This is a genomic window from Ilumatobacteraceae bacterium (assembly GCA_033344875.1).
GTDB lineage: Bacteria > Actinomycetota > Acidimicrobiia > Acidimicrobiales > Ilumatobacteraceae > Ilumatobacter.
Map to the genome: position 1 here is coordinate 1,332,052 of JAWPMO010000001.1, position 21,368 is coordinate 1,353,419.

At 69.5% G+C, this 21,368-nt stretch carries 14 protein-coding genes; 6 read left to right on the top strand and 8 right to left on the bottom strand.

What is annotated here, in order from left to right; all coding sequences use genetic code 11:
* Window positions 1-7 precede the first annotated feature (7 nt).
* Window positions 8-1,558 carry an ATP-dependent DNA ligase gene (locus R8G01_06340; GenBank protein MDW3213593.1) on the bottom strand — a complete coding sequence of 517 codons (1,551 nt, stop codon included), beginning with the start codon at window positions 1,556-1,558 and terminating at the stop codon, window positions 8-10.
* 94 nt (window positions 1,559-1,652) lie between these two features.
* On the opposite strand from R8G01_06340, the gene R8G01_06345 reads away from it, so the two are divergent.
* Window positions 1,653-3,389, top strand: a complete 1,737-nt coding sequence (locus R8G01_06345; GenBank protein MDW3213594.1) for a DNA polymerase — start codon at window positions 1,653-1,655, stop codon at window positions 3,387-3,389.
* 3 nt (window positions 3,390-3,392) lie between these two features.
* Here the strand turns inward: R8G01_06345 and R8G01_06350 are convergent, their stop codons facing one another.
* On the bottom strand, window positions 3,393-5,393 hold the full coding sequence (locus R8G01_06350) for a DUF2207 domain-containing protein (protein MDW3213595.1): 2,001 nt from the start codon (window positions 5,391-5,393) through the stop codon (window positions 3,393-3,395).
* 26 nt (window positions 5,394-5,419) lie between these two features.
* On the opposite strand from R8G01_06350, the gene R8G01_06355 reads away from it, so the two are divergent.
* Both R8G01_06355 and R8G01_06360 read left to right on the top strand, forming a co-directional pair.
* Window positions 5,420-7,309: a 2-oxoacid:acceptor oxidoreductase subunit alpha gene (locus tag R8G01_06355; GenBank protein ID MDW3213596.1), complete on the top strand. Its 1,890-nt coding sequence runs from the start codon at window positions 5,420-5,422 to the stop codon at window positions 7,307-7,309.
* Window positions 7,306-8,331, top strand: a complete 1,026-nt coding sequence (locus tag R8G01_06360) for a 2-oxoacid:ferredoxin oxidoreductase subunit beta (protein ID MDW3213597.1) — start codon at window positions 7,306-7,308, stop codon at window positions 8,329-8,331. The genes R8G01_06355 and R8G01_06360 overlap by 4 nt, the downstream gene beginning before the upstream one ends.
* A 30-nt stretch (window positions 8,332-8,361) precedes the next feature.
* Here the strand turns inward: R8G01_06360 and R8G01_06365 are convergent, their stop codons facing one another.
* The 5 genes from R8G01_06365 to R8G01_06385 are packed head-to-tail and all read right to left on the bottom strand — an operon-like array spanning window position 8,362 to window position 15,549.
* Window positions 8,362-9,528, bottom strand: a complete 1,167-nt coding sequence (locus tag R8G01_06365; protein ID MDW3213598.1) for a DUF3048 domain-containing protein — start codon at window positions 9,526-9,528, stop codon at window positions 8,362-8,364.
* A 16-nt stretch (window positions 9,529-9,544) separates the two neighbouring features.
* Window positions 9,545-10,459, bottom strand: coding sequence for a hypothetical protein (locus R8G01_06370; GenBank protein MDW3213599.1), 915 nt, complete (start codon window positions 10,457-10,459; stop codon window positions 9,545-9,547).
* A gap of 10 nt (window positions 10,460-10,469) precedes the next feature.
* Window positions 10,470-11,117, bottom strand: coding sequence for a hemolysin III family protein (locus R8G01_06375; protein ID MDW3213600.1), 648 nt, complete (start codon window positions 11,115-11,117; stop codon window positions 10,470-10,472).
* 52 nt (window positions 11,118-11,169) lie between these two features.
* Complete coding sequence (locus R8G01_06380; GenBank protein ID MDW3213601.1) at window positions 11,170-12,462, bottom strand: glycosyltransferase family 39 protein; 1,293 nt, start codon at window positions 12,460-12,462, stop codon at window positions 11,170-11,172.
* 18 nt (window positions 12,463-12,480) lie between these two features.
* Window positions 12,481-15,549 (bottom strand): ATP-dependent DNA helicase UvrD2, encoded by a 3,069-nt coding sequence (locus R8G01_06385; protein ID MDW3213602.1) that lies wholly within the window; start codon window positions 15,547-15,549, stop codon window positions 12,481-12,483.
* A 161-nt stretch (window positions 15,550-15,710) separates the two neighbouring features.
* Between R8G01_06385 and R8G01_06390 the strand changes: the two genes are divergently transcribed.
* The gene (locus R8G01_06390; protein ID MDW3213603.1) at window positions 15,711-17,660 is read left to right on the top strand and encodes a M15 family metallopeptidase; all 1,950 of its coding nucleotides are present in this window, start codon (window positions 15,711-15,713) and stop codon (window positions 17,658-17,660) included.
* A gap of 21 nt (window positions 17,661-17,681) precedes the next feature.
* Here the strand turns inward: R8G01_06390 and R8G01_06395 are convergent, their stop codons facing one another.
* A complete protein-coding gene (locus R8G01_06395) occupies window positions 17,682-19,334 on the bottom strand; it encodes an FAD-dependent oxidoreductase (protein MDW3213604.1) in 1,653 nt (550 codons plus the stop codon).
* 126 nt (window positions 19,335-19,460) lie between these two features.
* On the opposite strand from R8G01_06395, the gene R8G01_06400 reads away from it, so the two are divergent.
* Window positions 19,461-20,681, top strand: coding sequence for a sensor histidine kinase (locus R8G01_06400; protein MDW3213605.1), 1,221 nt, complete (start codon window positions 19,461-19,463; stop codon window positions 20,679-20,681).
* Window positions 20,678-21,349, top strand: a complete 672-nt coding sequence (locus R8G01_06405) for a response regulator transcription factor (GenBank protein MDW3213606.1) — start codon at window positions 20,678-20,680, stop codon at window positions 21,347-21,349. The genes R8G01_06400 and R8G01_06405 overlap by 4 nt, the downstream gene beginning before the upstream one ends.
* Window positions 21,350-21,368 lie beyond the last annotated feature (19 nt).

The following is a 21,368-nucleotide window of genomic DNA, read 5'->3' on the forward strand; positions in this document are numbered from 1 at the left end:
CCCGGCGTCAGCGATCGGACGACCCGGGACGCCTGAGCAGCGCTCGGACCTGGTCGATGCTGTCGGCATCGAAGGCCGTCTTGTCGTCCCGGTACCGGCGGACACGGGCGAAACGGAGCGCGACGCCGCCGGGGTATCGGGTCGACACCTGCACGCCGTCGACCGCGATCTCGACGACCTGTTCGGGGCGGACGTGCACCACGTGGGCGTCCCGCCCGGTGCAACGGCCGATCTCGAGGCGGAGGAACCGTTCGGTCTGCCAACGCAACAGCTCGTCGGTCAGCCCCTTGAACGTCTTGCCGACCATTACGAACGAGCCGTCGCCACCACGGGCGGCGAGATGCAGGTTCGACAGCCACCCCTGGCGACGACCGTGCCCCCACTCGACGGCGATCACGACGAGATCGAGGGTGTGTACCGGCTTGACCTTGCGCCACGCCCCGCCGCGCCGCCCGGCTTCGTACATCGAGTCGATCGCCTTGACCATCACGCCTTCATGCCCCGCCGCGATCGACCGTTCGAGGAATGTCTGGGCGGTGTCGGCGTCATCGGTCTCGATCGACGGCAGACGGTTGGCCGCCGGCACGATGTCGGCGAGCAACCGCCGGCGCTCGCCCAGCGGGTGATCGATCACCGATGTGCCGGCATGGAGCACATCGAAGAAGAACGCCTCCAACCCGCTCCCCCGGGCAGCCGGTCCACCGGAGGCGTCGGCACCGAAGTCGCTCATCGTGTCCTGGAACATCCGCGGAGCTCCGGCGTCGTCGACGCCGAGCACTTCCCCGTCGAGCACCAGATCACCTCCTGGCAGGCCGGCGACCACCTCGACCACACCTTCGAGCCGGTCGGTCACCTCGTTGAGGTTGCGGGTGAACAGACGCACCGACCCGTCGAGGCGATGCGCCTGGACGCGAGCCCCGTCGAGTTTCCATTCGACCGACGCGGGGCCGACGTCCGCCAGGGCTTCGGCAACATCGGTGGCGGCAGACGCCAGCATCGGCTGCACCGCGGTCGACGGGCGCAGTCCGACCCGTGCGAGGGCCTCCCCGCCGCCGGTCACCGCGATATGAGCGGCGATCGGCAACGATCCGGTCAACATCGCCGCCCGACGCACCTCCGCCACCGACACTCCCGCCGCTGCCGCTACCGACGCCGTCACCACGCCGGCGAGCGCACCTTGACGGAGTTCGCCGCCGAGGATCGCGATGAGCAGGTGCTGCTCGTTCTCGGTGGCGCGTGCGAGCACACCGTGGAGCAGTTCGCGCCGACGGGCGACCGAACCGGGGCCCGAGACCGCCGCGAGCTCGGCGATCACGAGCGCCACGTCGAGCACCGACAGCGTCGCCTCGGGCGCCGGCACCGGGCGGACGTCGCGGAGCGTCGCCCATCCCACCCCCAGTCTGCCCTCGAGGGTTTCGCCGGTTGCGAACGCGACGGCCGCGCCGATCTCGTCCGGGTCACAGCGCCGGATGACGTCGGCGAACAGGGCGACCTTCTCCGTACGTTTGGACGTGGCGGCGCTGGACGCCGACGCTTCGGCGAGATCGGCGAACAACATGACTCCAGTCTGCTGCCGGAGCCCTACCATGCGACGAGGCAGCGAGGGAGGGCCGGTTGACACAGGACGAACCAACGGCGGCTGCCGGAGCGCCGTGACGACCACGGGCGACATCGGTGGCTGGTTGCGTGAGCAACGGGTCGCACCGGGCGACCGGGTCGGTGTCGCGCTCCGACCCGGCGTCGGCCTCGGACTCGCCGTTGCCGACGCCCGGCGCGGCGTCGCCGACGCCGATCCGGTCGCGACCATCGCCGAACTCGACACGAGATTCCATCCCCGATGGGTGTGGTGGGACCGGGCGACCTCCGACGCCATCGCCGCCCGCGGCGTACAGATCGGCCGGTGCTGGGACGTGCTCACCGTGCATCGAATGCTGCACGGCGGGTGGCGGACGTCGATCGCCCTCTGCTGGGCGTGGATGCACGGGTTGCCGAGCGACAGCCTGCCCACCATGGGCCAACTCGACCTGCTCGGCTCCCACGCCGACGAGGGCGGCGACCCCGACGACCCGGTCCGCACCGACGGGCACCTTCGGCCGGAGTGGGTCAGCGAGGGTTGGGCACGGGACCCCGAACGTCTGGCGCGCTGGGCAGCACTCGCGTTGGGCACGGCGCTTCGGCAACAGGAGCGGTTGGGCGACCGCCCCGATCCCGAACGGGCGATCTCGACGGCGCACAGCGAGTCGGCCGCCGAACTGCTGTGCGCCGAGCTGGAGGTGCACGGACTCCCGATCGACCAACCCGAGGCGATCCGGATCATCAGCGAGGCCGTCGGACCCCGCCCCACCGACCTCGCCCACGACGACCGCCTCCGAGAACAGCGTGACCAGGAGGTGCTCCGACACCTCGACCCAGGCCCACGGGTCGACCTCCGCAACCCCGCCGAGGTCAAGTCGATGCTTCGTCGCATCGCGGTCGACGTGCCCGACACCCGGGCATGGCGGCTCGAACAGCATCGAGACACGCATCCGCTCGTGCCGGCACTGCTGACGTGGCGCAAGGCCGAACGCATCGCGACGACCTACGGCTACCGCTGGCTCGACGAGCACGTCCGCGACGGACGATTGATCGGCACGTGGAGCAGCAGCGACGGCGCCGCCGGACGCATGACGGCGTCGGCCGGTCTGCACAACCTGCCCGCCGAGATGCGTCCCGCCATCGCCGCCGAGCCGGGGCACCGGTTCGTGCGTGCCGACCTCGGCCAGATCGAGCCGCGAGTGCTCGCCGCCGTGTCCGGCGACCGGGCGCTGATCGCCGCGACCGCCGACGACGACCTGTATCAGCCGGTCGCCCGCCGGCTCCGGGTCGAACGGCCGATCGCGAAGGTCGCGGTGCTCGGAGCGATGTACGGAGCGACGACCGGCGAGTCGGCCCACGCGCTGCGTGGACTCGAGCGCGAGTACCCCGGTGCGATGGGACTCCTCTCCGACGCTGCCGCGGCCGGGCAGCGGGGCGACGATGTCTTCACGATCGGCGGCCGCCGGGTCCGCATGTGGGTCGACGACTCGATCGACGGCGACATCGACCGGGCGCGGCGCGTCGCAGCCGCCCGCGGTCGGTTCGCCCGCAACGCGCTGATCCAGGGGGCGGCGGCGGAGTTCTTCAAGGTGTGGGCGATCCTCGTCCGGGCTCGGGGTGCGGCGATCGGTGCCCGCGTGGTCCTGTGCCTGCACGACGAACTCATCGTGCAGGTGCCCGATGCTCACGTCGACGCCGCCGCCGCGCTCCTCACCGACGCCCTCGGCGAGGCCGCCTACCGCTGGTCGCCGGAACCCGACGTGCGGTTCGTCGCCGACGTCAGCGTGATCCGACGCTGGTCCGAGGCGAAGTAGCCGTCACCGGTCGACGTCGTCGGAGTCCGGTTCGTCGTCGGCCGAGCCGGCGGCCGAGTCGTCGGCAGCCGCCTCCGTGAACTGCTCCATCGCCTCGCTGAGCCCGCCGAGCAGACCGCCGATCAGCGAACCGCCGGCCGAGTCCTTGATCGCCGACGTCCCGCCCATCCGCTGCATCTGCCGTCTCGCCTCGTCGAGCCGCTCGCGCTGTGTGCGCCCGTCCTCGTCGCGTTCCTCCAGCGCCTCCTGCATCGCGGCACGCACCTCGGGGCGCTGCTCGCCGACGTCGGCCAGTTGCCCGAGGACCGCCCCGATCGCGGCACCACCCTTGCCGGTCAGGTCCTCGACCAGTTCGTGCGCGACGGGCGCCTCGGCGGAACGTGGAGGCGGCGACAACATCTCGATCTCGCTGACGTAGCCGAGCAGCGGACTCACCTTCATCCGCACGCGAGCACCCTGGGGCGCCTCGGCGTAGATCTTCGACCGAACCTGATGGGCGACGATCGAGTCGCGAGTGCCGTCGTCGACGGCGAGGTGATAGCGGGTGCGACGCCGATGGTCCCGCCGCATCCCGCTCTGGTCACGTCGCGACCAGATCAACCATTGGACCACCTTCGGGAGCCGGTGCCCCGTCCGCAGCGTGCGGCGGCGGACGACCTCGCCCTCCACGACCCGACGACGGAACAGGTCGGCCACACCGAGCACGACCTTGACGAGCGCGAACGTGGTCCCGATCGCAGCGACCGCCGCCACCCCGAGTGCGAGCAGTCGGATCGTGCGCTGACTCGAATCCGGTAGCGCCGACAGGTCGAACTCGTTGTCGGCCACCAAGAACGCACCGACGGTGAAGAACCCCATCACTGCCGCCTGGATCAGCCCGCCGAGTGCGGTCGACCAGGGCGCCTGACCCCACGCCGGTCGCAGCGCCAGGTAGCGGACCTTCACCCGCCGCCAACGGCCCGTGACGTGGCTCCAGGCCTGACGATCGTGCTCGGTCTCGAACGGCAACTGTCGCAGCACCCCCGGCGCAAGACCCATCGCCGTCGCGTACGCCAGGTTCCGTTCCCAGATCGCGACCGAGGCCGCCGGCGCCTGCTCGAACGAACCGCTGGCAGCCAGGTGGTCTCGGACACCGAGCCACCGAGCGGCGGCTGCGAGGCCGGCCTCGGTCTCCGCCTGCGCATCGGAACGGGTGAGACGCCCTGCGACGTACGACAGCCCGAGCACACCGATGCCGGCGACGGTGGTGACGAATCCGACCGCGCTGTCCAACGCCCGTTCCTCGTCCCACCCTCGCCACCGGAACCCGATGACGGCGGCGCCGAGCCAGCCGAAGGCCACCGCCGCCCACATCGTGACGATGTGGCGCACGTGGTAGCGGCGACGGCAGAGTCCCAGGTCACGACCGTGCCGATTGACCTCGCGGACGAAACCCTTCCACCAGCGTTCCGAAGCTCCTTCCGGGCCGAGCGTCAGCACCGCCGCCGGGGCGACACCCTCGCTCGCCTTGGACTCGATGTGCCGCAGCACGCGCTGCTCATAGGTGGTGAGTTCGTCGCGCCCGGTCCGGAGCCGGATGCGGACGTCGCCGCCGGTCTCCTCGATGTCGAGCCACCGTCGTGCCGCCAGATCGACCGCGGTCGCCGGCACTGCGTCGTCCTCGACGGCGAACCCGCCGGTGAGCAGATCGACGATGGCGGGCGGCTCGGGACCGAGGTCGATCGACGACGGTCCGACGGACGGCGTCGGTGGTCGAGTCGTGAGCCAGACGTACGCGATGGCGGCGGCCGGTACACCGACCGCGACCAGTCCGACGACGAGGGCGACGGCGAAGTTCATCCGCCGAGATTGCCACGAACGACGCCGGCGTTCGGCGAATACCCCGGCCGGGCGAATCCGTCGGGCGCGATCAGGGTCGAAGGACCCGGCGATGCGGGACGCTTGACCGGGATGATCCGCGACACGGTGACTAGGGTGACCTTCGACACACGCAACATCCGGCAATGTCGCCGGATGAGGGGGTAGATGACATGACCGACACGATCGACCGGTCGGGAGCGGACGAGGCAGAAGTCCTCGATCGGCTCGTGGTTCGTTTCGCCGGCGACTCCGGCGACGGGATGCAGCTCACCGGGGACCGATTCACCTCGGTCAGCGCCGCGTTCGGGAACGACCTCTCGACGTTTCCCGATTTCCCTGCCGAGATCCGGGCCCCGCAGGGCACCGTCAACGGCGTGTCGGCGTTCCAGGTGCAGATCTCCGATCACGACATCACGACACCGGGTGACGAACCCAACGTGCTCGTCGCGATGAACCCCGCCGCGCTGAAAGCCGATCTCCATCGGCTCGAGATGGGCGGCACGCTGATCGTCAACGAGGACGCGTTCGACGAACGCAATCTCGAGAAGGCCGACTACGACGCCAACCCGCTCGACGACGGCACGGTCGCCAACTACCGGGTGCTCCGGGTGCCGATGACCTCGATCACCAAGCAGGTCTGCAGCGAGCTCGGCGTGAAACCACGCGATGCCGAACGCTCCAAGAACTTCTTCGCCCTCGGCCTCGTCTCCTGGATGTACACCCGCCCGACCGAGCCCACCATGGAGTGGATCGCCGGCAAGTTCAAGAAGAACGAACTCGTGGTCGCCGCCAACCAGGCAGCGTTCAAGGCCGGGTTCGCGTTCGGTGAGACCACCGAGGCCGTCGGACACCGCTACGAGGTCCGTCCCGCCCAGATGCCGCCGGGCGAGTACACGAGCATCAGCGGCAACACCGCGCTCGCGTGGGGCCTGATCGCCGCCGGCCAGCTGTCGAAACTCCCGGTCACGCTCGGTTCGTACCCGATCACGCCGGCGAGCGACATCCTGCACGAGCTGTCCAAGCACAAGCACTTCGGGGTCCGCACCGTTCAGGCCGAAGACGAGATCGCCGCCGTCGGCGTCGCCCTGGGCGCCGCGTTCAGCGGCCACCTCGGGGTGACCACCACCTCCGGGCCCGGCGTGGCGCTCAAGAGCGAGACGATCTCGCTCGCGATCGCGATCGAACTCCCGCTGCTGATCATCGACATCCAACGTGGAGGCCCATCGACCGGCCTGCCCACCAAGACCGAGGCATCCGACCTCAACCTCGCGATGTACGGACGACACGGCGAGTCACCGCTGCCGATCGTCGCCAGCCACAGCCCCGCCCAGTGTTTCTACGCTGCGATCGAGGCGGCCCGCATCGCGCTCAAGTACCGCACACCGGTGATCCTGCTGAGCGACGGCTACGTGGCCAACGGCACCGAGCCCTGGCTGCTGCCCGACATCTCCACGCTGCCCGACATCTCCGTCCCGTTCGCGACCGAGTTCAACCACACCGACGACGACGGCGAGCCCGACTTCTGGCCCTACCTCCGTGACGAGAACCTGGCCAGGCCCTGGGCGATCCCCGGCACGCCCGGCCTGATGCACCGCGTCGGCGGCATCGAGAAGCTCGACGGTTCCGGGAACATCAACTACGGGCCCGAAAACCACGCCAAGATGACCGAGCTCCGCCAGGCCAAGGTCGACAAGGTCGCCGACGACTACACCGAGCTCGAGATCCACGGTGACCCCGACGCCGACATCTGTCTGCTCGGCTGGGGGTCGACCTGGGCGGCGATCGACTCGGCGATGCAGCGTCAGCGTCGAACCGGCAACAAGCTGGCCTGGATCCACCTCACCAACGTCAACCCGCTCCCCCACGACCTCGGCGAGAAGCTCGAACAGTTCCGAACCGTGATCGTTCCCGAACTCAACAGCGGGCAACTCTGCAACATCATCCGTGGCAAGTACCTGATCGACGCGATCTCGGTCGGCAAGGTCGCCGGCCTCCCGTTCACGGCTCGGGAGATCGAAGCCGCCATCGACGACGCACGCCAAGGAGGCGCAACATCATGAGCGACGCAGCGGTCACCCTGACCACCAAGAAGGACTGGGCGAGCGACCAGGAGGTGCGCTGGTGCCCGGGGTGCGGCGACTACGGCATCCTGCAGGCGGTCCAGCAGTTGATGCCCGATCTGGGCGTCGACCCGCACAACACGGTGTTCGTGTCGGGCATCGGGTGTTCGAGCCGTTTCCCGTACTACATGAACACGTACGGCATGCACTCGATCCACGGCCGCGCGCCGGCGATCGCCACCGGCGTCGCCGTCGCCCGACCCGACCTCGACGTCTGGGTGATCACCGGCGACGGTGACGGCCTGTCGATCGGCGGCAACCACCTGATCCACGCGCTCCGCCGCAATGTCAACCTGACGATCCTGATGTTCAACAACCGGATCTACGGGCTCACCAAGGGCCAGTACTCACCGACCTCCGAGGTCGGCAAGGTCACCAAGTCGACGCCGTTCGGTTCGATCGACCAACCGTTCAACCCGCTGTCGGTCGCACTCGGTGCCGAGGCGACGTTCGTCGCCCGCACGCACGACCTCGACCGCAAGCACATGATGGAGACGTTCCGCGCCGCCCACGATCACCAGGGCGCCGCGTTCGTCGAGATCTACCAGAACTGCAACGTGTTCAACGACGGCCAGTTCAACGACATCACCAAGCGCAGCGTGCGCGACGAGATGATGATCGATCTGGTGCACGGCGAGCCGATCCTGTTCGGCGAAGACCACCGCCGCGGCGTGATGATGGCCGAAGACGGCCATCTCCGTCTCGTCGACGTCGCCGATGTCGGCATCGAGCGGATCCTCGTCCACGACGTCCACCACCCGTACCCGTCATTGGCATTCGCACTCGCCCGCCTCAACAGCGACGACCACTCCCCCACACCGTTCGGCGTGTTCCGGCAGGTCGAACGGCCCGAGTTCGCCGGTTCGGTCGGCGCACAGCTGGCCGCCGCATCCGAGGCCAAGGGCCCCGGCGACCTCGAGGCGTTGCTGCGCAGCAACGGCACCTGGACCGTCGACGGCTGACCCACACCATCGGTGCCATCGGTACCGCCGTCAGTCGGCCGGGTGCACGATGAGCTCGACGTCCGGGTTGGCGACGTCGTCCGAGGCAACGGCCTCGGCGAGCTCGATCCACGTGTTGCCCGGGGTCAGCCCGAACGTCTTGCCGTTCTCGTTGAGCAGGCGAATCGGGTTCGCGCTGTCGTCGCGCACCCAGCGTGCCCGGCGCACGGCACCGTTGCTGAACACGTAGGCCGGGCCGTTGCCGACCGTCTGCGCCTCGGGGCTCCGGGCGTCGATCTGGCTCGGCAGGTACTCGACGACCATCACGATCACGTTGGTGGCGCCGATTCGGCCATGCAGCACGTCGTCGTGGGGTGCGCCCTCCTGTGATCGGAGGAACCGGGCCGCATCCGCGTCCCACGTCCACTCGACGTCGATGCCGCGCATCGCCAGGTCGAACGACGAGACCGGGTCGCCCTGGAAGCTCTTCGTCGGTCGGAGGTACTCGAACTGCTGCTGGGGAGCGACGCCGAGGAGATCGTCCGGCGTCTGCGACCACAGGGTCTCGGTGCCGTTGTAGAGGTTGTGCGGTGCAGAACCGGGGCCCCGGTAGTAGCCCTGGCCACCCTTCTGCCAGTTCAGGTCGGTCAGCGCCGACTCGGCGATCAGCCGCTCGACGCCCGGGTTGCCGCCACTCCAGGCGAACAGCGGGTGGTCGAACGACGTGAGCAGGTCGACGTCTTGCGAACGTCCCGATCTGATCGGGCCGACCTGCTCGGATCCCTGACTGTGGAACACCGCTGCGAAGCGCGTGATGTCACCTTCGACGATCTCCTCGAACACGATGTCGGCGACCGCGAGCCCGCGATGGTTGCGACGTGCCGGGGACTGGTTGTCGATCTTGACCGCGAGCGCCGGCCGACCGATCGGTTCCTCGCCGTCGGCGAGCGGCGCACCGGTGAGCGGCTGACGTGGGATCGGCGGCAAGGTCGTGGTCGGCGCGACCGTCGTGGTGGTGGACCGCACGGTCGTCGTCGTGGTCGACGCCGTGGTCGTCGGATCGGGAAGCGTCGTCGACGCCGTGGTGGTCGGGTCGACGGTGGTGCTCGGAGCGGCGTCCTCACCGCCGCTGCACGCCGCCAACAGCAGCGTCGCGGTGAGGGCCCCGACGATCGTTCGACGGCGCGCGTGTTGACGGAGATTTCGAGGTTCGATCATGTGATGTCCAGCGTGCTCAGCCGCCCGAGCCGCAGTATCGCACTCGCCGACCGGCGATGTGCGGCGGCCCGAGGATCCATCCCTCTTCGCCGACGACCGCGCTCGTCCCCGGCCCGTCCACATCGATCTCGAACCACCCGTTGAGTTCGCCGTCGTGGTCGGCGTCACGGAGCGCAACGCTCACCGCTGCGACCTGGGCCGCATCGCGAACCGTGCCGACCGGCACGTCGACCGCGAACATCGTGGGCCAGGTCTCGGCAACGAGCAGTTCACCGGGTGCGATCGGTCGCGCCGTCGGTCCGGTCGTGAACGGCCACACCTCGACGCCACCGCCGGCGAGCAGGGCGTCGAGCACCGGCAGCAACGTCAGGGTCTGCGAACCGACGCTGCCCGCGCCGAGCAACTGCCATCCGCTCGCCGGGCGCAGTCCGCGATCGCGCATCATCGACTCACAGGCGCGGAACTCGCCGACCGGGAACGAGTCCGGCTTGGTCGGCGCCAGGTGGGCGAGGTCGCGGCTGGCGGGGCGCCCCCAGAACGGTCCGGCGACGGTGCTGTCACGACCGACGTCGCCGACACCGCCGAGCCGATTGAGCGCCTCGGCCACCTCGAAGCGGTTGTTGCGGTTGTCGTCACCGTCGATCAGCAACTGCGAGATGATCCCCCACATCGCCCGCCAGGGCGGCCGCCCGTCGAGGCCGAACCACGCCGCGGAGCCGGTCGGGTACCCCAGGGACGCATCGACGGCGAGCAGGGTCCGGCGATCGGGGTCACGCACCAGCAGGGTTCGAGCCGCCGACCGGGTCGGCGGGTTCACCAGTTCGGGCGACCCGGCCCCGTCGAGCACGGCCACCCAGATCGAGTCGGCGCCGGTCGTGGGGCGCGACGCCGCGCTCCAGTCGACGACCACGTAGCGGTCGAACAGCGTCACGGGTGGCGGGTCAGGCGACCACGCTGGCGACCGCGCCGAAGTGCAACATCGCGGCCAGCACCGTGAAGCCGTGCCAGACCTCGTGGTACCCGAACGAGCGCGGCCAGGGATCGGGTCGCTTGAGCAGCAGCACCGGGAAACCGACCGTGTAGGCGATGCCGCCGCCCACGATCAGCGCAAGCTGGAGGCCGGTGAGCGAGTCCGCGAGCGCCGGCGCCGCGACGACGGCCGCCCAGCCCATGATCGGGTAGAGGGCGTAGCCGAGCCCCTGTAGGCGTCGAATCCCGGCGATCTTGATGACGATCCCCGTGATCCCGATCGCGGTCACCGCCGCCAACAGCGGGATGCCCCAGGCCAACGGCAGGGCGACGAGGCACAGTGGCGCATAGGTGCCGGCGATCAGCAGGTAGATCATCGAGTGGTCGAGCCGCTGCATGATCCGGCGAGCCCGCAGCGATTGCGCGAGCCGGTGGTACGAGGCCGAGGTGCCGAACACGAGGAGCAACGTCGCGGTGTAGATCGACGCAGCTGCCCGTCCGGCTGCACTGCTCGCGAACACGATCAGGAGCACTCCGGCGGGTATCGACGCGAAGAACGCCCAGCTGTGCAACACGCCACGCCACGACGGGCGCTCGAGCAACAGGTAGTCGGAGTTCACGTCATTGACCGTACCTGGACCGCGGGCCGCGCGCAGGTCGTTCCGGCAACGTTCAGACAGTTGTCGCCGAGACGACCCGGCGCGCCGTCCAGACGCGGGTGAGGAACGTCGATGCGACGAGGACCATCAGCGGTTCGTAGGGCAATCGGTACCGATAGTTGCCGTAGTACAGGAAGCCGTAGAGGAACAACGCGGTCAGGAACGTCGCGGCGAACACGCGGCCGATGCGCGTCGCCCAGAAACGCCGGCCGAGCACGATCGCGCCCAGCACGAAGAGGGTCAGCAGTCCGTAGTACCCGGTGTCGGCGAGCACGCCGATCCGCTCGACGTTGATCGGGGCGATCGGCGCCTCCCGCGGCGCGTCGTTGACCCAGTCGAGCGCGAACGAATCGCCGCGGTTCAGGTGGATCAGCTTGAGGGGGATCAACTGGAGTTCGTGCACCGGGTGCGTGAACATGTACTCGATCGCGTCGTTGCGCAATGCCTTGCCGGACTGCAACTCGCGCAGCGGCGGCTCCTGGTCGAACTGCTGGTAGTACGACTCGGGCGGGTAGGTCTGCCCACCCGTGGCCCCCGCATGGTGGCCCGACCACAGCGTGGCGCTGGCGTTGGTGGCGACCGGGACGAACGCGTCCATCACGATCGCGTTGCGGATCGTCCAGGGCGCGAGGCAGGCGGCGGCGACCACGCCGGAGATCACCAGCTTCTTGAAGAGTTCGAACTTGGGCAGATCACGCCAGAACAGCACGATCGGCAGCAGCGCCCACGTGAGCGCCTCGCCGCGCACGAGCGCACCGAGACCGATCACCGCACCGATCGCGACCATCCACCGCCACGTGGGCGTGGCGTGCGCGAGCACGAGCAGGAGCAGTACGAACATCGCCGTGTAGAGCGTCTCGGTCACCAGCAGATCGGTCCACAGGATCGGCCCCGGCAGCACGGCGAGCATCAACCCGCCCACGATCGCCGCTCGTCGGTCGACGACCCGCTCGATCAGCAGCATCAGCAGGACGACCGTGGCCGCGCCGACCACGGCGTTGAAGAGCTCACCCCAGAACGGGTTGATCCCGAACAGCCAGTAGAGGCCGGCGAGGATCGTCGAGTACCCCGGAGGCCACTGCGCCGACGGGCCACCCTGCGGCGGACGGAAGCCCAGGCCCTCGTTGATCGCCACGGCGTTCGCGTTGTAGAGCATCGCGTCGTTGAGCACGAAGCCGTCGCGATCGACCCACCACACCCACAGGACACGAAGCACCAGACCGAGCAGCCCGCACGCGGCGTACGCGAACCACGGACGCGCCGCGACGCCAACCACCGAGCGAGGGAGTCGATCCTGGACGGACATCACTGGCATTGTCGCAGGTCAGGTGGCTGACAGAACGTCTGCCACCAGCGCGATCACGTCGTCGCCGTACTGCTCGAGCTTGGCGGGGCCGACGCCCTTGACCCGGCCGAGGTCGGCGAGGTCGACCGGCAGCGCGGTCGCGATCCCGACGAGGGTCTTGTCGTCGAACACGGTGTAGGCCGGCTTGCCATCGCGGGCCCGGTCGCGGAACGACCGCAATCGATCGAACACGAGGGCGCTCGCTTCGGCCACGTCACCGGGTCGAGCACCCAGCTTGCCGCGCTGCTTGCCCGCCGTCTCGACCTTGCTCCCGAGACGAAAGCGACGAACGGAGCCGTCGCGGACGGCGACCGCCGACTCGGGTTCGAGTTCGGTCACGACCCATTCGTGTCCCTGGTCGACCAGCACGGTGCCGGGGACCGCCATGACCAGCGTCCGATCGAGCAGCGGATGATCGGGCGCGTCACGCTTGGTCGCCGAACTCGAAGAACGAACCGGTGTGCGTGGCGGCGGTTCGGGCGGGTGTTCGGGCGGCTCGGTCGTGAACTCGGCGACGAACGGACTCGGTGTCCGGCCACTGACGACGGTGACGAACTCCCGGCAGCGCGTGATCGCCACGTGCAGCAACCGCCGCTCCTCCTCGACGTCGTCGGCCAACCGGTGGGGATACTGGTCGACGTCGGCCAGGTGAGCGACGACGTGGGGCCACTCCTGGCCCTTGACCCGGTGCACCGTGCTCAACACGACACCCGCCGGGTCACGACGGACCATCAGGTGATCGCGGAGCCACCGCTCGAACGAGGCGACCTCGGGCTGCAGCAGGGCGAGTTGGCGGAGTGCGAGCAGATCGTCGCCCTGCGCTGACCGGTTCATGCCCTGCCGACCCTGGTCGAGGGTAGCGACGGCACCGCCGAGGCCGAGCCGGTCGATGAGCACGTCGAGGACCTCGCTCGTCGACGCCTTGCGCCGGACGAGGCCCGCCATCCGAGACAGGTCGACGGTGAAGTCGGTGATCTTGGTGGCGTCGCGCTCGTTGGTCAGCCGGGCGGCGAGACGTTCGAGCCCCGCGAGATCGGTCTGCTCACCCGCCCAGTCGCGCAGCCGCGGGCTCAGGCCCCGCGACGGGCGACGGAGCGCCTCGCCGATGTCGGACGCCGAGAACCCCGTGCCGCGTGCCAGGCGCAGCCAGGCCAACGCCGCTCGCACCGCCGTGCGCTCGACGTAGTCGCCACCCACGCCTCCCGAGATCGGCACCCCGGCCGCGCTGAGCGCGACCTGGACGGGGACGAGCGTGGCGTTGACCCGGGCGAGCACGGCGATGTCGCCCGGCGCCGCCCCGCCGTCGATCGCCGAACGGACGGCGTCGACCGACGCCGAGACCGGGTCGTCGGACGACACCGCGTTCCACCCGCCGGCGAGCGACGACGCCGCCCGGATCGTCTTGTCGACACGGCGGCGATTGTGGCGGAGGAGCCGGTCGGCGATCTCGACGACGCCGGCCGGGCAGCGGTAGTTGACCTCGAGCGGGTGCGACTCGGCTCCCGGGAACCAACGGTCGAACTCGATCAACCAGGCGGGGTCGGCGCCGTTGTAGCCGTAGATGGTCTGGTCGTCGTCGCCCACGCCGAAGACCGCACCGCCGGGCGCACCGAGCAACCGGATCAGCAGCAGGTGCGCGGGCGTCAGATCCTGGAACTCGTCGACCAGCAGCACCCGGCAGGCCCGCTGTGCGGCGCGCCGAGCTTCGGGCTGCGTGAGCAGCACCTCGATCGCGCGGTAGATCTGATCGTCGAAGTCGACGGCGCCGTCGCGCTCGAGCGCCGCCCGATACCCGGGCCACACCTCGGCCAGGCCGTCGACGTCGCCGCCGTAGCGGGCTTCGGCCTCGAACGGGGCGACGAGCCCGAGCCGGACCAGGCTCAGGGCGTCGATCCACGGTGCGAGCGGGTCGATGTTGAGCTTGCGGGGCGACTGCACGAGCTTGCCGAGGATGCGACGCACGTCGGGCTCGTCGATGGTGCGCCAGCGACGTTGCTGTGCGGCGAACGGTGCCGAGCCGTTGACGATGGCCAGCGCGATCGCGTTGAGGGTTCGCACGTGGAGGCCCGGCAGATCGGTCGTGCGCGCCTGCATCTCTTCTTGTGCCCGTTTGTTGAAGGCGACGAGCGTCAGCGAGGTGGGCGGGACGTTCCAGCGGGTGAGCAGGTGTCGTGCGCGCTCGGTCAGCACCCGTGTCTTGCCCGAGCCGGCCGGTGCGATGATGCGGGCCGCCCCACCGGAGTGGGTGACGGCGGCGAGCTGGTCGGGTGCGAGTTCGGCGTCGCTGTCGTTGTCGATCGGCGAGGCGAACCCACCGTGCTCGACCTGCACCCCCGGCACCACGTCGACGGCGTCGACCGGGGCGGTGAACCGCACCGGACCACCGTCGAGCCACACCGTTCGCCCGTCGGGTGTCAGCACGTCGCCGACTCCACCGTGGGCGACGACCGAGGCGCCCAACGCGCAGGCCCGGTCGATCAGGCGCCACCGACCATGCTGCCCGTGGCGGGCGTCGATCGAGTTCGACCACAGCAGATGGTGGAGTGTTTCGGCCATGAACTCATGGCCGACCCCGACCGCATGCGGCTCACGATCGTCGACGGATGCCGGCATCTCGTCGAATGCCGGATCGTCGGAGATCGAGATGACCAGGCTCTCGCGCCCGCCGACGGCCGCACGCAGTGTGTCGATCAGCGACGAATCGGGCGCCGTGGCATCGATCCGGCGGCAGTCGGCCCAATCGGCCGGCGGCTCCTGCCCGGCCGGCACCACGACATGGCGGCCCAGCGCGGCCGGGCCCCGGCGCAGCGGCACCTCGACCGCAGCGGGCTCGGCGGCGGCCGCCGGCACGCGCTGCGGCCGAGACGACGCCCGAGAGCCGGATGACGGCGACCCGGATGCCGGCGCTGGACCGGCCGCGGAGGTGCCGCTCCGTGGTGCCGACTCCTCGGCACGTGCCGCCGTCGGCGCGTCCTGGTGATCGGCCCAGCACTGCTTGACGTCGGCGGGGCGCTCGTGCTCTCCCCCGCAGTACACACATGCGATCACGGCGCCGACCCTACCGATGGGGTGCGCGATCACCGGCGCTGTGACCAGCACGACGTCGGATCTCAAGCCGGAGCCGCGATCTGCCGAGACAGTAGTGACGCCGTTGATGTTACGGTTACGTTACGGACCGCCGGCGGCGATGCGAGGAAACCCACAGAACCATGATCCGATCACTGCTGATCACTGCTGTCGTACTCGGCTCGACGGTCGTCGCCACCGCGGCGACCCCCGCCGCCCAGGCGCTCGACGACACGCCCTGGGCGCTGCCGTCGACGCCGGAGCGTTGCACCCAGGACGAGGCCGACTCGGGCGACGTCGCCCACTGCCTGATCGCCTTCTACCACGACCCGGCGGAGACCGGCTGGGGTCAGCCCCCGGCGCCCGGAGTCGGCGAGGGATGGTCGTGGAACGGCTACCGCTACAACGGTTCGGAAGCGCTCGAACAGTGGGAAGCCGAACGCATCACCGACAACAGCGAACCCGTGGCGACGCTCGCGGCCGGCCGCCTCGAGACCCACGTCGAGGCCCAGGTCTTGTTCGAGGGATTTCTCCGTGACATCGCCGCCAACGGTTACCGCGTCCGGGATGCGAGCGGCTACGGGTTCCGCTGCACCAGTGGCAACGGCGGCTGGAGCTGCCCGTCCGGTGATCCCGGCGACCTCTCCAACCACGCGTGGGGTCTGGCGATCGACATGAACGCCGGCACGAACCCGATCCGCAGTTACTCACGCCAGGACGGGGTGACCGCCTGCCAGACCCCCATGGTCACCGACCTGCCGAAGTGGGTCATCGAGACCGGCGAGAAGTGGGGTCTGTACTGGGGCGGATACGGCTGGAACAGCGGGTGCGCCGACACCGACACCGAACGCGACAACGTCTACCGCGACCCGCCGCACTTCGAGTTCCGGGGCACGGTCGAGCAGGCACGAGCGATCGCCGAGTTCAATCTCCGCAACGACCCCCGGTCGAGCTGCTTCCTCGTGATCGACGACGACGGCGAGGAACAGGAGGTCTGCAACCGGTCAGGCCGCCCCGAAGCCGACTGGCGCCTGCCGATCGACACCGGTGCACCCGAGGGCGCCACCGCCGTCATGGTCAACCTGACGGCGACCGAGGCGGCCGGACCGGGGTTCCTGACCACCGAGGACTGCGAGGCCCGTTCGGGCGATCGGACCACCTCGGCGCTCACCTTCGCGGCCGGCGACTCCCGAGCCGTGATGGCCGTCGTTCCCGTCGACGAGGCCGGACGCTTCTGCGTGTACCGCTCGACCGACGTGCACAGCATCGTCGACGTGCTCGGCTCCATCGGGGCCGACGGTGAGCCGCTCTGGTTCGAACCCTCGTCCCCGACCCGCCTCACCGATACCCGCACCGACGGCAGCTGTCAGCCGCTCCAGGAATGCGTCACCGGACCGGTGCCCGACGGCTCGGTCCATGCGGTGCCCACCGAGGACGACCGGCCACGGATCGCCAACCTCGCGGTCGTCGACGGCAGCGGGCCCGGGTTCCTCCAGGCCGGCGCCTGTGACGGCATCGGCGACGGCGCCACGTTCTCCAACCTCAACTACCTCGACGACGCCGCCCGTTCGAACCTCGCCCTGATCGCCGGGAGCGACTTCGGCAGTTGCGTCTACGCGCTCACCGAGGCGCACGTGCTCGTCGACGAGCTCGGCGCGCTCGATCCCGAGACCGGGTACGGGTGGGCCCTCGACCAACCACGGCGGGTACTCGACACACGCGAGTGCACCGACACCTGGTGCGATGATCGCCCCGAAGCTCACACCGTCATCGAGGTCGACCTCGGCACGGAGGCCCCCGGTGCAGCGATCGCCATCACCGCCACCGAGACCGCAGCCCCGGGCTTCGTGACCGTCGGATCGTGCGACGACTTCGACGACGTCGACAACATCCCGACGTCGAACCTCAACCACCTCGAGGGGCAGACGGCGACGAACCTCGCGCTCGTCGACCTCGACGAGGGGCGCATGTGCATCTACACGCTCGCCGCAGCGCAACTGATCATCGACGTGCAGGCCGAACTGACCGAGGAGCACGACGCCGGTCTGACCCCGACGGCGCCGGAACGGGTGCACGACAGCCGGGACGACTGATGCGGTTCGAGTGGCTCAGGATCAGACGACCGGGCCGCCGACCCGCGGCTTGTTCGCGACGTAGTCGGCGAGGCGTCGTTCGGCATCGTCGCCGAACAGGATCTGGGCGACCTCACGCAGCCCGGGACCGTCGTGAATGTCGTCGTCGTGCACCACGAGGTCGATCTTCGAGCGACGGCGCATGAAGTCGTCGAGCGTCACGATCATCTCGTGCTCGGCGGCCGTGTACAGCTCGGCGCGCAGATAGTCGGCCGACCCCATGATGTCCTCACCCATGGCCGGATCGGCCCGGATCGACTCCAACAGGTCGAACGCCCGCCGACCGTAACGACGCCACAGTCGGTCGGACAGCGGCTCGGTGTCGGGCTTGGTGCGCAACAGGTCGAGCTTCATCAGCTTCGCCTGTCGGAAGAACTCGGCGCGCGTTGCCGCGGCCGGCTCGCCGAACCAGTTCTCGAGATCCTTCTCGAGCGGGATGCCGAGGTGCTCGATCTCGGCGGCGACCTCTTCGCCGACGTTCAGGCAGTCGGTGAGCTTGCCGCCGAAGATCGTGACGATCCCGAGGTCGTCGTCGCATTCGATCTCGTGCTTGCGGCTGAGCGACGTCCAGTCGGTGTCGGTCTGATCACCACCGGACGTCTTGACCACGAGCGGCCGGACTCCTGACCGCTCGGCGATGATGTCGGAGGTGGTCAGCGGCGTGTCGAGGTCGAGACGGGCGTTGATCTGCTCGAGCAGGAAGGTCCGATCGTCGTCGTCGACGGCGGTGAAGGGTGTGTCGATCCGCGTGTCGGTGGTTCCGATCACCGATCGACGCCCCATCGGGATCACGTAGAACAGGCGCCCGGTGTCGTCGAAGAAGGCGAGCACCCGCTCGTGTTCGGTCGTGGTCAGCCTGGGCACGACGAGATGGATGCCCTTGGAGTACACGATCCGATGGTCGGTGCGGTTGCCCCACCGGTCGTTGAGGCCGTCGACGAACGGACCGGCCGCGTTGACGATCGTGCGCGCCGACGTGGTGAACTCCTCGCCCGAGTCGACGTCGCGCAGGTGCGCGACCCAACGGGTCCCCTGCGAGGTGACCACCCGCTCGGCCGACACCAACTCGACGTAGTTCGCGACGGCGGCGCCGGCCTCGATCGCCGAACGGACGAACGAGAAGACGAAGCGTGAGTCGTTGTCGATCAGGTAGCCGTCCTGGTACTGGATCCCGCCACGGACCGTCGTGGTGTCGATCGCCGGCTCCTCGGCTTTGATCGCCTCGGCATCGAACAACTTCGGCGGCTTGGTGCCGAACAGTCCGATCGCCCAGTAGGCGGCTGCGCCCAGTGCGGCGAACCACGGCCGGTACGGTGCCGATCGGTCGAGCGCGGCGAGGAAGCCGATCTCCTTGATGTTGTCGGGGTACGCCTTCATGAGGCGGTTGCGTGAACGGCAGAGCCCGAACACCAGCGGCAACTCGTAGTTCTCGAGGTACTTGAAGCCACCCCAGACCAGGTTCGACGACTCCTGACTCGTGAAGCTGCCGAAGTCGCCTCGGTCGACGAGCGCCACCGACGCACCGCGACCGGCGAGTGCCGCCGACGACACCGCACCGTTGATGCCGGCACCGACGACGAGCACGTCGAACAGTCCGTCACGCATTCGCTCGATGTTCGTGTCGCGCAGCGCCATGCCCACAGCGTCGCACCGGAGGGGCCCGTCGACAACAACACCCGGCCGATTTTCGTCCTCGCGGACGACGACCGATCATCCCTGCGATCGATCCTCCGCCGACGCGCTCGGGATACCGTGAGCCCCGTGACGTTCGCGATGCCAGCACGGCTCGGCCGTTGGGGCGCCGAGCACCCCTTCCGGGTCGACGTCGTCATCGCCGTCGTCGTCGGCCTGTTCACCGTGCTGGGCCTGGTCGCCGCCGAGCCGCAGGGATCCGAGCGAGCGGCCGATCCGCTCGCGGTGATGCTCGTCGCCGGACAGACCGTGTCGTTCGCGTACCGCCGCCGGGCCCCGCTCCTGAGCGTCGTCGCGGTCTCGGTGTTCACGGTCGCGTTCTGGGTCGCCGACTACGCCACCAACTTCGACGTGTTCACGCTGCTCGCCGTGTACGCGGCGACCGCACACGGCGGGGGCGACCGGCGGAAGGTCTGGAGGGTCGTCGGGGCGGTCGTCGGTTTCGTCTCGGTGATCGCAGTGCTCGGGGTCCTGAGCCCGAACGATGATCTGCCGGCGGCCGCCGTGCTCGGCATCGCGGCGCTGCACATCACCGCCGCGATCGCCGGCGAGGTCGTCCACGATCGGCGGCTGCGCCTCGCCGAACTCGAGCAGCGGGCGGTACGTGCCGAGACCGAGCGGAGCCTAATGGCCCGCGAGGCGATCCGCGAGGAACGAGCCCGGATCGCTCGCGATCTCCATGACGTCGTCGCTCACGGGATGAGCGTGATGGTGGTGCAGGCGGGCGCAGCCGAACGCATCGTGGATGCCGACCCCGACGGCGCCCGCAAGGCGCTCCAGCACATCCAGAGCGCCGGTCGCGAGGCCCTGACCGAGATGCGGCGCATGCTCGATCTGCTCCGAGAAGCGCACCCGGCTGCACTCGACCTCGCACCCCAGCCGACCGTGCACGACCTCCACCACGTCGTACAGCAATGCAGCGACTCGGGGATCCCGACCGAACTGAGGATCGACGGCGAACCGTCGAGCCAGTCGGTCGGCCAGGAGATGGCCGCCTACCGAATCGCTCAGGAGGCGCTCACCAACGTCATCAAACACGCAGGCGGATCCGCCCGGGCCATGGTGCGAGTGCAGTACCGGTCGGACGACATCCGCCTCGAGGTGACCGACGACGGCATCGGCGCCAGCGAGCGCGACCTCAGCCATGCCACCGGCCACGGACTCGTCGGCATGCGTGAACGTGTCGAGCTCTACGGCGGCGACTTCCGTGTCGGCCCGCGGCCCGGCGGCGGCTTCCGCGTCGCCGCCACCATCCCGTACGACCATCAGCCGAGCCGGACACGTCGATGAACCTCCGAGTCGCGATCGCCGACGACCAAGAGCTGGTCCGCACGGGCTTCGCCCTCATCCTCGGGTCGGAAGACGACATCGATGTCGTCGGCGCCGCAGCGGACGGTCGCGAGGCGGTCGAGCTGTGCCGCCGCGTCCGCCCGGACGTGATCCTGATGGACATCCGGATGCCGGAGATGGACGGCATCGCGGCCACACGCGAGTTGCTCGACGACGTCGATTGCCGCACACGGGTCCTGATCCTCACCACGTTCGACCTCGACGAGTACGTGTACGACGCCGTGACGGCCGGCGCCAGCGGGTTCCTCCTGAAGGACACGCCCGCTGACGACCTGATCAAGGCGGTCCGGGTCGTGGCGAGCGGCGACGCCCTGCTGGCGCCGTCGGTCACCCGCAGTCTCATCGAGCGTTTCACCAGCGAGACGACGTCGTACACGCCGACGCCGGGGCTCGACGACCTCACCGAACGCGAGACCGAGGTGCTGTCACTGATGGCCCGAGGTCACTCCAACCAGGAGATCGCCACCGCCCTCTTCCTCGGCGAGACCACCGTGAAGACCCATGTCAGCCGCGTCCTGATGAAGCTGGGAGTCCGCGACCGGGTGCAAGCGGTCATCGCCGCCTACGAATCGGGCCTCGTTCGCCCGGGCGGCGACACCCGCCCCTGAGCTGCACCGGCGGCGCTCA